Origin of the sequence: Variovorax sp. WDL1 (assembly GCF_001541225.1) — a bacterium.
Lineage (GTDB): Bacteria > Pseudomonadota > Gammaproteobacteria > Burkholderiales > Burkholderiaceae_C > Variovorax.
The window spans coordinates 128,499-138,331 of the sequence record NZ_LMTS01000158.1 but is presented as its reverse complement, the minus strand read 5'-3'; the positions used below and the strand labels follow the sequence as shown (position 1 = coordinate 138,331).

The 9,833-nt window shown below is 67.1% G+C and carries 9 protein-coding genes; 8 read left to right on the top strand and 1 reads right to left on the bottom strand.

Features of this window, described 5'->3' with window-relative positions; genetic code table 11:
• The coding region (locus APY03_RS44260) for a TolC family protein (protein ID WP_232324362.1) at positions 1 to 976 on the bottom strand (976 nt) is incomplete at its 3' end.
• A gap of 219 nt (positions 977 to 1,195) precedes the next feature.
• Between APY03_RS44260 and APY03_RS21250 the strand changes: the two genes are divergently transcribed.
• The 8 genes from APY03_RS21250 to APY03_RS44255 form a co-directional block, all read left to right on the top strand.
• On the top strand, positions 1,196 to 2,725 hold the full coding sequence (locus APY03_RS21250; protein ID WP_068679726.1) for a sigma-54 interaction domain-containing protein: 1,530 nt from the start codon (positions 1,196 to 1,198) through the stop codon (positions 2,723 to 2,725).
• Positions 2,726 to 2,850: 125 nt separating this feature from the next.
• Entirely contained in the window at positions 2,851 to 4,536 is a 1,686-nt protein-coding gene (locus tag APY03_RS21245; RefSeq protein ID WP_068679724.1) for a hypothetical protein, read from the top strand.
• The gene (locus APY03_RS21240; RefSeq protein ID WP_146039374.1) at positions 4,533 to 5,198 is read left to right on the top strand and encodes a hypothetical protein; all 666 of its coding nucleotides are present in this window, start codon (positions 4,533 to 4,535) and stop codon (positions 5,196 to 5,198) included. Before APY03_RS21245 ends, APY03_RS21240 begins: the two co-directional genes overlap by 4 nt.
• Before the next feature lie 244 nt (positions 5,199 to 5,442).
• Complete coding sequence (locus APY03_RS21235) at positions 5,443 to 6,639, top strand: substrate-binding domain-containing protein (protein WP_068679720.1); 1,197 nt, start codon at positions 5,443 to 5,445, stop codon at positions 6,637 to 6,639.
• A 65-nt stretch (positions 6,640 to 6,704) separates the two neighbouring features.
• A complete protein-coding gene (locus APY03_RS21230; protein ID WP_068679895.1) occupies positions 6,705 to 7,472 on the top strand; it encodes an ABC transporter ATP-binding protein in 768 nt (255 codons plus the stop codon).
• Entirely contained in the window at positions 7,469 to 8,194 is a 726-nt protein-coding gene (locus tag APY03_RS21225) for an ABC transporter ATP-binding protein (RefSeq protein ID WP_068679718.1), read from the top strand. The genes APY03_RS21230 and APY03_RS21225 overlap by 4 nt, the downstream gene beginning before the upstream one ends.
• Positions 8,191 to 9,174 (top strand): branched-chain amino acid ABC transporter permease, encoded by a 984-nt coding sequence (locus tag APY03_RS21220; protein WP_068679716.1) that lies wholly within the window; start codon positions 8,191 to 8,193, stop codon positions 9,172 to 9,174. Before APY03_RS21225 ends, APY03_RS21220 begins: the two co-directional genes overlap by 4 nt.
• A gap of 13 nt (positions 9,175 to 9,187) precedes the next feature.
• Positions 9,188 to 9,833 (top strand): branched-chain amino acid ABC transporter permease (locus tag APY03_RS44255; protein ID WP_232324361.1); only part of this gene is annotated, 646 nt, incomplete at its 3' end.

The window sequence follows — 9,833 nt, the reverse complement described above, 5'->3', positions numbered from 1 at the left end:
CCAGCGCCGAGCCGGCTTCGGCGCTGGCGGCGGCTACGCCGAGCTCGGCCGCGTACACGTCGGGCCGCTGGGCCAGCACCTCGGCGGGCACGCTGCCGACAGGATGCACGGCCGGCAGCGTGCGCTCGACCGGCGCGGCCTGCAGCCGGGCCTGCAGCGTCGGGCCATCGATGCCGGTGAGCGCGACCAGCGCTTGCCGCAGCAGGGCGCACTGGGCACGTTGCTGGGTCAGCCTGGCCGAGGCGTCGGAGGCGCCGGCGCGCGCCAGCGCGGCTTCGGCCGGCGCGGTGAAGCCGGCGCGCGCCGACAGGTCGTTGAGGCGCGCGGTCTCGGCCCGCGACCGGGTGTCGTCGATGGCCACGGCGAGCTGGCGCCGGCAGGCGCGCTCGCCGAAATAGGCATTGGCGGTCTCGGCCGCCACCGAGACGCGCGCCTCGTGCCACCTGGCGTCGGCGCTGTCGAGCCGGGCCTCGCTGGCGTCGCGGGTGGCGCGCAGGCCGCCGAACAGGTCCACCTCCCAGTTCGACTGCAGGCCGGCCTGGAGCGTGGTGATCGCGGGGATCGAGGTGCTCGCCGCGCTGGCGCCCGTGCTGCCGGTGCCGCCAAGTCCGCTGAAGCCGCTGGTGGGCGAATTGCTGCGGCTGGCCGAGGCGTTGGCGCCGAGGTTGGGTGCCAGTGCCGCGCCGGCAGCCACGCGCGAAGCCCGCGCCTCGGCGATGCGCGCGGCGGCGCTCGCCACGGTGGGGCTGGCGGCCTGGGCCGCGTCGATCAGCTCGACCAGCAGTGGGTCGTCGAGCTGTCGCCACCAGTCGGCAAGCACGGGCAGCGAGCCGCCGTGGGGCAGTGGCGTGCTCCACTGGGCGGGCGTTGGTGCCGTGGCCTTCTCCGGCGGGCGCGGGAGCGTGCAGGCCGAGAACGCCAGTGGGAGCGCGAAGGGAAGCGCGAAGCAGAGCGCGCGAAGCCGGGAGTTCCTCATGAGGTTCCGCAAAAAGTGGCGTGGCTGGCGACCGGGTGGGTCGCGTCGCTGGCGCCGGATGCAGCCGGTGGGCAGGGCAAGGCGCGCAGCATAGCAAGACCGCACCCGCGCGCCTGCAAGCCCCTGCCGCAGATCGAAAAACCCTGCATCGTAGCCAGTTGCGACAACGCCATTGATGACGTTGATGGCGTCGATTGATGCACAGGCTACGATCCCGGAATGTCAGCCGTTACCGCGCCTACCGCCGCACTGCCGCTCGATGCCGAAGGCATCCTGGCGCTGGCAGCGCGCTCGATGTTCCATCTGTTCTCCAGCATCAGCCAGGGCATGTTCCTGGTCGACCGCAGCGGCCGCATCGTCTGGGTCAACGAGGGTTACCGCCGCTTCCTGCCGGCGCTGGGCTTCTCGTCGATCGACCAGTTCCTCGGCCATTCAGTGGAGGAGGTGGTGCCCAACACGCTGATGCACCGCGTGCTGGAGACTGGCGAGCCGATCCTGATCGACCTGCTCACCAACAAGGCCGGCACCTTCGTGGTCAGCCGCATTCCGCTGCGCGAGGAGCGCGAGGACGGTGCGGCCGGCGCAGTGATCGGCGCCATCGGCATCGTGCTCTTCGACCATCCCGAGGACACGCTGCAGCCGCTGATCAGCAAGTTCGCGCTGCTGCAACGCGACCTCGACGACGCGCGGCGCGAGCTTGCGAGCCAGCGCAACAACCCGCTCTGGCAGCAGTCGGCGGACGGCCAGCGGCGCTCCAAGTACACCTTCGCCAGCTTCATCGGCGCCAGCCCGGCGGCGGTGGAGGTCAAGCGCCATGCGCGGCGCGCGGCGCAGTCCTCCAGCCCGGTGCTGCTGCTGGGCGAGACCGGCACCGGCAAGGAGCTGCTGGCGCACGCGATCCATGCCGCCTCGGCCCGGGCCCGAAGCGCTTTCGTCAGCGTGAACATCGCGGCCGTGCCCGACACGCTGCTGGAGGCCGAGTTCTTCGGCGTGGCGCCGGGCGCCTACACCGGCGCCGACCGCAAGGCACGCGAGGGCAAGTTCAAGCTGGCCGACGGCGGCACGCTCTTCCTCGACGAGATCGGCGACATGCCGCTGCCGCTGCAGGCCAAGCTGCTGCGCGCGCTGCAGGAGGGCGAGATCGAACCGCTGGGCTCCAACAAGCTGGTGCCCTTCGACGCGCGCGTGATCGCCGCCACCTCGCGCGACCTGCCGGCGCTGGTGCGGGAAGGGCGCTTCCGCGAAGACCTCTATTACCGCCTCAACGTACTGCCGGTGCGCGTGCCGCCGCTGCGCGAGCGGCGCGCCGACATCCCCGCGCTGGTCGAAGCGCTGGGCGAGGACATGGCGCTGCGCAGCGGCGAGGCCCCGCCCGAGCTGATGCCCGACGCACTGGCGCTGCTGGCCGCGCAGCATTGGCGCGGCAACATCCGCGAGCTGCGCAACGTGCTGGAACAGGTCACCATGCGCAGCGACTCGCAGCGAATCGACGCGGCGCAGCTGGAGCGCATCCTGCGCGAGACCGGGCAGGAGAAGATCGCCGCGCCCGACCCGCTGCAACCGGCGCCGGGCAGGACCGCTGGCGACGACAAGGCCCTGCTGCGCCCGCTGGCCGAGCAGGTCGCGGAGCTGGAGCGCAAGGCCATTGCCGCGGCGATGGCGGCGACCGGGGGCAACAAGCTGGCGGCCTCGCGGCTGCTGAAGATCTCGCGCGCGACGCTCTACGAGCGGCTGGACGGCCGGGACTGAGTGCTGGTTGCGCCTTCGGGTGCACCCGCAGCCCCCATCTGGAGGATGGCGAGTTGCAGAGGATGTCTGTAAGCTGGTGACGGCGGTTCCGTTGACGGTCGATGCTTGCTTTTGGAGGCTGACCCATGCAAAGGCTGTTTGGCGGCCTGGTCCTGGCTGCGCTGCTCGCGGCCGCCGGCGCTGCGCAGGCCGGCTGGCTCGCGGAATTGGGAAAGGCCAGCAAAACCGCGGGCCATGCGGCACCGTTGTCGGCCCGGTTGTCCAAGACGCAGGTGCTGGCCGCCTCTGCAGGACTCGGGGCGGGCGTGGTCTATGTCGACGTGCATGGTTCCAGGCTTTTCATGGAACTCGGCGACGCGGCGGGGCACGCGCTTGCGAGTAGCACCGATGACGTCGCAGATCTCGTGGCACGGGTTCAACCGAAAGGATCTGCAGCGCCCAGGCGATTTGTCCTGTCGCGCGAGAGCGCGGCCAACCTCGGTCCGAACATGAAGCAGTTGTTGGGGCAGGGAGAGGTCTTCGTCGTCGAGCCGACCACTGGCCCGTTGCGGGTCCTCGGCCAGGTGGTTTCAGGTCGGACGAGCTACTTCAAGCAGATCTACCCAGGTCTTCTGACCCCGGCCGAATCGCATATCCCGACCGAGGTGGCCCAGGCCTTGGCGCAGTCCGTGAAGCGCGAGCGGATGCAGGTCGCCGCGATGTTCGCACCGAGCGATGTCGATTCGCTCCGCCTGATGGCGAGCGCCGCGGGGGACCGCCTGCTGAGCGCAGACGCTCTCGTCGAAAGTGCCCTTGCCCATACGCTCGAACGGATGCGAGGCGGCGTCCTGGTCGTCGTCGGCCACGTCGAAGACACGGCGTTCGTCCTGCGCGGCGCTGGAGGTGAAACGATACGAACGCTTCGCTTCTCCGAACTGGAGGATCTGGCAGGCGCGTCGGATGTAAGAATCATCAGCGCCGGGTGCTCTTCGTATTGTGGTGGCGCCACTGCAGGCTTTGCCAGGCAAGTGACTGACGTCCAGATGGCAGAAGCGATCAAGGGCGCCTTCGATGCGGACACGACTGGAGCATTGCTGGGTGCCTTCGGCAAGCACGAAGCGCTCCTCGTCGATCAGGCCGCACTGGAAGGCTTTGCCAAGTCGCGTCAGCTTCACCTCGCCCGATTGCATCTGGGAAGCACGGCGGTCAAGAGCGGATCGCTCGCGGTGCGACTCTATGCCGCGGCACGAAGCCCCGGGCGCCTTCTTTCGATTTGGGAAGCCATGGGTCCAACCTATCTTTTGGGTGCGGCGGCAAGCCTGGTCATGTTCCGCACAAGTCGGGCGGCCTTCCTGCGCTCGTTCCCGCAGCTGCCAACCCCGGAGCTGCCTCAGAACCACGTTCGATATATCGCCGCGCGGGTGGGACGAATCCTGCTGTACGTCGCACTGGCGCCGTTCTTCGCTCTCGCTGCGGCAGTATTCATCCTCCTGGGAGGATGGGCAGGGCGAGAGGCATTCCAAGCCTGGCTCTGGCGTTGTATCCGCCATCCGGCGACCGGCCTGATGGAAGGCTTGGCGTTTGCTGCCCTGGCCGCGGCGACGATCCTGCTCTACGCTTGCGCGTTCGCATTGCTCTTCTTTCCAGGCGCTTTCATGACGGTTTGGATATTCGGCCAACAAGGAACTGTGCTGTTCTGGCCACTTCTCGTCGCCTGCGTCCTTTACTGGATACTGGCAGTCTTCGCCGGAGTGAAGACGCACAAGGCACTGTCGGTGCGGCTGAGTCGCCGGTCAGCGCTGCGGGCCTCCAAGAGAATGATGTCGACGTGAACGGCCCTTCGGATCCGGTTCCCACACGCGGCCTTGCCTCGCTACTGGCGGCGCTCCAGCCGGCCGCATTGAATCGACTTCGGGCTCAGTTTCCTGAAGAGCAGGAACTCTTCGACACTCGCTTTGTACTGGGTCCAAGAACGACAGAGGCCGCAGCGGCATCCATTCGTCGCAAGAAGGCGTTGCAGGCGCTGGTCGCCGAAACGCTGGCCGCTTCGAAGGTTGCCGTGCCTTTCATCGTCCAGGAGATCGGAAAGCGCATGCAGCGCGCGCGCCTCTCGCGCCTGAGTGGCGGATTCGCAAGCATTCTGGGTGCGGCGATGTTGGCCGCCCAGACTGCAGGGTCACTTTCAATCAACCTGCAACTGCTCTGGTCGGCAATATCCATGGTGGGCGCACTGCTGGTTTTTTGGGGCGAGCACCTCGAGAAGCCTCTGGTAGGCCAACAGCGCAGTCTCGGTGAACTGCTCGCCGACGTGCTGGTCGCCGAGGAAGGCATGACCGAAGTCCACCTGCGCATGCTCGCGAACGACGCTGCAGACACATCCTCACTCATGGACATTGCCCGCCGTGCCAATGAAGCTGCTGCGCGCATCCGCAAGGCGATGGTCTTTGGTGGACTTCAAGCGCCAACTGAAGGCGTCTTGTCAGGCGCGGCGTAGCGTTCGCGGCCCCGGAAACGCGGGTCGCTGCGGCATGAGGGGACGCGGCCATCTATTGGCGACACGCCCGCGGCCATGGAAAACCCTGACTGAGAAACGTGCATGTGACTGAAATTCGGTCAATCTGGGTGTCCTTATTCCAGCCTTGTCATTTGGGACGTGAGGGAAAGTCCTTGTCTTTCAACGCGATTGCACCTGGCACGAACTGTGCAATATTCAGTCATCCATCCTCAGGAGACAAAGAATGCACCGTCGCCATCTGGTCGCCCTTGCGGCCGTCGCCGCTCTTGGCGCCTCCACGCTGAGCACCCCCGCGCTGGCCCAGTCCAACGAGATCCGCATCGCCCATGTCTATAGCAAGACCGGCCCGCTGGAAGCCTATGGCAAGCAGACGCAGACCGGCCTCATGATGGGCTTGAACTACGCCACCGGCGGCACCATGGCCGTCAACGGCAAGAAGATCGTTGTCATCGAGAAGGACGACCAGGGCAAGCCCGATCTCGGCAAGTCGCTGCTGGCCGCGGCCTATGCGGACGACAAGGCGGCGCTGGCAGTGGGCCCCACGTCCTCGGGCGTGGCGCTGGCGATGCTGCCGGTGGCCGAGGAGTACAAGAAGATCCTGCTGGTCGAGCCTGCGGTGGCCGACTCGATCACCGGCGACAAGTGGAACAAGTACATCTTCCGCACCGGCCGCAACTCGAGCCAGGACGCGATCAGCAATGCGGTGGCGCTCGACAAGCCGGGCGTCAGCATCGCGACGCTGGCGCAGGACTACGCCTTCGGCCGCGACGGCGTGAAGGCCTTCAAGGACGCGGTCAAGAAGGCCAAGATCGTCCATGAGGAATACCTGCCGCAGAACACCACCGACTTCACCGCCGGCGCGCAGCGGCTGATCGACAAGCTCAAGGACCTGCCGGGCCGCAAGGTGATCTGGATCGTGTGGGCCGGCGCGGGCAACCCCTTCAAGATCGCCGACCTCGACCTGAAGCGCTACGGCATCGAGATCGCCACCGGCGGCAACATCCTGCCCGCCATGGCCAGCTACAAGCAGTTCCCGGGCATGGAAGGCGCAACCTACTACTACTTCGGCATCCCGAAGAACCCGGTGAACGAGGCCCTGGTCGCGGCACACTACAAGGAATTCAAGACGCCGCCGGACTTCTTCACCGCCGGCGGCTTCAGCGCCGCGATGGCGGTGGTGACGGCGCTCAAGAAGACGGGCGGCGACACCGGCACCAACAAGCTGATCTCGACGATGGAAGGCATGACCTTCGACACGCCCAAGGGCCCGATGACCTTCCGCAAGGAAGACCACCAGGCGCTGCAGAGCATGTATCACTTCAAGATCAAGGCCGACCCGGCCTTCGCCTGGGGCGTGCCGGAGCTGGTGCACGAGATCAAGGCGTCGGAGATGGACATTCCGATCAAGAACAAGCGCTGAGACAACGGACCCCGGACGCAGTGCATGCACTGCGTCCGGTACCCGCATCCTTCTTCCTCTATCCCATGCTCGCAACCAAGGATCTGACGATCCGCTTTGGTGGCCATGTCGCGGTCAACGCCGTGAGCTGCGCCTTCGCACCCGGCACGCTGACGGCGATCGTCGGCCCGAACGGTGCGGGCAAGACCACCTACTTCAATCTCATCTCGGGGCAGCTCAAGGCCAGCGCCGGCACGGTGTCGCTGGACGGCCAGCTGCTCTCGGGCCTGAGCGCCTCGGCGCGCACGCGCGCAGGGCTGGGCCGGGCCTTCCAACTGACCAACCTATTTCCCAACCTGACGGTGCTCGAGAACGTGCGCCTCGCAGTGCAGGCCACGCGCGAGGGCCCGCACCGGCGCGGGCTCAACCTGTGGAGCATCTGGAGCGATCACCGCGCACTGACCGAACGGGCCGACCAGATCCTGGCCGAGGTCGCGCTCAAGGCGAAGGAGCATGCGACCGTGGCCAGCCTGCCGCATGGCGACCAGCGCAAGCTCGAAGTGGCGCTGCTGATGGCGCTGGAGCCGAAGGTCTTCATGTTCGACGAGCCGACGGCCGGCATGAACGCGGCCGAGGCGCCGGTGATCCTGGACCTGATCCGTGCGCTCAAGAAGGACCGGAGCAAGACCATCCTGCTGGTGGAGCACAAGATGGACGTCGTGCGGGAGCTGGCGGATCGCATCATCGTGCTGCACAACGGGCAACTGGTGGCGGACGGCGAGCCGGGGGAGGTGATTGCCTCCCCGGTGGTGCAAGAGGCCTACCTGGGCGTTGTGAAGGAACAAGACCGATGAGCGCCAACTTGCTGACGCTGGAGGGCGTTCATACGCACATCGGCGCGTACCACATCCTTCACGGAGTGGATCTCGTTGTCCCCAAGGGCGAACTCACCATGCTGCTGGGCCGCAACGGCGCCGGCAAGACCACCACGCTGCGGACCATCATGGGCCTGTGGCATGCCTCGCAAGGGCGCGTGCGCTTCGGCGAACGCGACATCACCGCCCTGCACACGCCGCAGATCGCCGAGCTCGGCATCGCCTACGTGCCCGAGAACATGGGCATCTTCTCCGACCTCACGGTCAAGGAGAACATGCTGCTTGCGGCGCGCGGCGCTAAGAACGCCGAGCAGATGGATGACGCGCGCCTGAAGTGGATCTTCGAGCTGTTCCCCGCGGTCCAGAAGTTCTGGAACCATCCGGCGGGCAAGCTCTCGGGTGGGCAGAAGCAGATGCTCGCCGTTGCGCGCGCGATCGTGGAGCCGCGCGAGCTGCTGATCGTCGACGAGCCCAGCAAGGGGCTTGCGCCCGCGATCATCAACAACATGATCGCGGCCTTCGGCGCGCTGAAGAAGAGCGGCGTGACGATCCTGCTGGTCGAACAGAACCTCCATTTCGCTCAACGCCTGGGGGATACGGTCGCGGTGATGGACAACGGCCGCGTGGTGCACAGCGGCAGCATGGCGGCCTTCTCGGCCGACGAGGAACTGCAGCGCTCGCTGCTGGGGCTGGCCTTATGAAACTCGACTTCGACTGGAAGCCGCTGCTGCTGGTCCCGGTGCTCGCGCTCGTCGCGCTGCCGCTGACCGGCTCCTTCTCGACCTGGCTCACGCTCACCGTCGCCGGCCTCGCCATGGGCATGATCATCTTCATCATCGCCTCGGGCCTGACGCTGGTGTTCGGCCTGATGGACGTGCTCAATTTCGGCCACGGCGTCTTCATCGCGCTCGGTGCCTTCGTGGCCAGCACGGTGCTCGGCGGCATGGGGGACTGGACCGGCTCGCAGGAGGTCTGGCGCAACCTGGTCGCGGTGTTCCCCGCGATGCTGGTGGCGATGACGGTGGCCGGCGCGATCGGCCTGGCCTTCGAGCGTTTCATCGTGCGGCCGGTGTACGGCCAGCACCTCAAGCAGATCCTGATCACCATGGGCGGCATGATCATCGGCGAGGAGCTCATCAAGGTGATCTGGGGGCCGGGGCAGATCCCGCTGCCGCTGCCCGATGGGCTGCGCGGTTCGCTGCTTGTCGGCGATGCAGCGATCAGCAAGTACCGCCTGCTCGCGGTGGCGGTCGGGCTCGTCGTCTTCGGAGTGCTGGCCTGGACGCTCGCGCGCACCAAGATCGGCCTGCTGATCCGCGCCGGCGTGCAGGACCGCGAGATGGTCGAGTCGCTCGGCTACCGCATCGGGCGGCTCTTCATCGGCGTCTTCGTGGTCGGCAGCGCGCTGGCCGGCCTGGGCGGCGTGATGTGGGGGCTGTTCCAGCAGAACCTGATCCCGCAGATGGGCGCGCAGGTCAACGTGCTGATCTTCATCGTGATCATCATCGGCGGCCTGGGCTCGACCACCGGCGCGCTGATCGGTGCGTTGCTGGTCGGCCTGCTCACCAACTACACCGGCTTCCTGCTGCCCGTGGCCACGCAGTTCGCCAGCATCGCGCTGATGGTGGCGGTGCTGCTGTGGCGTCCGCAAGGTGTGTATCCGGTGGCGAGCAGCCGGTGAAGAGGGCGACATGATGCTGAATCGCCTGCTGTCCAACGACCTCCCGCGAAGCCGCGTGCTGGCCGTGCTGCTGGTGCTGCTGCTCGTCGGGCTCGCCTTCGCGCCCTTCATCTTCCCGGGCGTGAAGGCGCTCAGCGTCGCGGCCAAGGTGCTGGTGTTCATCGTGCTGGTCGCGAGCTTCGACCTGCTGCTGGGCTACACGGGCATCGTGAGCTTCGCGCACACCATGTTCTTCGGCATCGGCGCCTATGGCATCGCAATCTCCGCGACGCGGCTGGGGCCGGGCTGGGGCGCGCTGCTGCTGGGGCTGGGCGCGGCGCTGGCCGTGTCGCTGCTGCTGTCGCTCGCCATCGGCCTGTTCTCGCTGCGTGTGCGGGCCATCTTCTTCGCGATGATCACGCTGGCGGTGGCCTCTGCCTTCCAGACGCTGGCCTCGCAGTTGTCGGACTTCACCGGTGGCGAGGACGGGCTGACCTTCAAGCTGCCGGAGCTGATCTCGCCGTCCTTCGAGTTCGCGCAGGAGCCTTTTCTCGGCGTCTCGCTCGACGGCCGCTTGCTGTGCTACTACCTGCTCTTCGTGGCCGCGGTGGTGCTGGTGCTGGCGCTGCTGCGCATCGTGAACTCCCCCTTCGGCCGCGTGCTGCAGGCGATTCGCGAGA